Below are 1,009 nucleotides of genomic sequence, written 5' to 3' on the forward strand. Positions count from 1 at the left end.
TGCGTAATAGCTCACTGGTCAAGTGATCCTGCGCCGACAATGTAGCGGGGCTCAAGTACACCGCCGAAGCCGCGGCATTCACACAATAGCCCGTCCTTTTCTTCGGAGAAGGGCCAGGTGTGTGGATGGGTAGGGGAGCGTCCTGTGGCCGTGGAAGCAGCAGTGTGAACTAGCTGTGGAGGCCACGGGAGTGAGAATGCAGGCATGAGTAGCGAAAGACGAGTGAGAAACTCGTCCGCCGAATGACCAAGGGTTCCTGGGCCAGGTTAATCCGCCCAGGGTGAGTCGGGACCTAAGGCGAGGCCGACAGGCGTAGTCGATGGACAACGGGTTGATATTCCCGTACCCGTGTATCCGCGCCCAATGCTGAATCAGTTGTGCTAACTGTCCAAATGTTGTTTTACTGAGCCTTCGGGTGAGGGGAATGACGGCTGCACAGGACCCCGATTGTAGTAGGTAAGCGATGGGGTGACGCAGGAAGGTAGCTGGGCCAGGTGATGGAATACCTGGTGTAAGCGTGTAGGGCGCAACATAGGCAAATCCGTGTTGCATATAGCCTGAGACGTGATGCGTACCCGTTGAGGGGAATTCAGTGATCCTATGCTGCCGAGAAAAGCCTCTAGCGAGCTGGTACACGGCCCGTACCCCAAACCGACACAGGTGGTCAGGTAGAGAATACTAAGGCGATCGAGAGAACTGTGGTTAAGGAACTCGGCAAAATGCCCCCGTAACTTCGGGAGAAGGGGGACCTGCCCTGGTGACGAGTCTTGCACTCAGAGCTGGGGGAGGTCGCAGAGACCAGAGAGAAGCGACTGTTTACTAAAAACACAGGTCCGTGCGAAGTCGTAAGACGATGTATACGGACTGACGCCTGCCCGGTGCCGGAAGGTTAAGAGGACCGGTTAGCCAGCAATGGCGAAGCTGAGAATTTAAGCCCCGGTAAACGGCGGTGGTAACTATAACCATCCTAAGGTAGCGAAATTCCTTGTCGGGTAAGTTCCGACCTGCA

The 1,009-nt window shown here is 55.8% G+C and carries 1 rRNA gene; it reads left to right on the top strand.

From position 1 onward, the window contains the following. Positions 1-1,009, top strand: a 23S ribosomal RNA gene (locus ACFVVI_RS35665); the annotation flags it as partial.

The organism is Nocardia sp. NPDC058114, from assembly GCF_042884695.1.
GTDB lineage: Bacteria > Actinomycetota > Actinomycetes > Mycobacteriales > Mycobacteriaceae > Nocardia.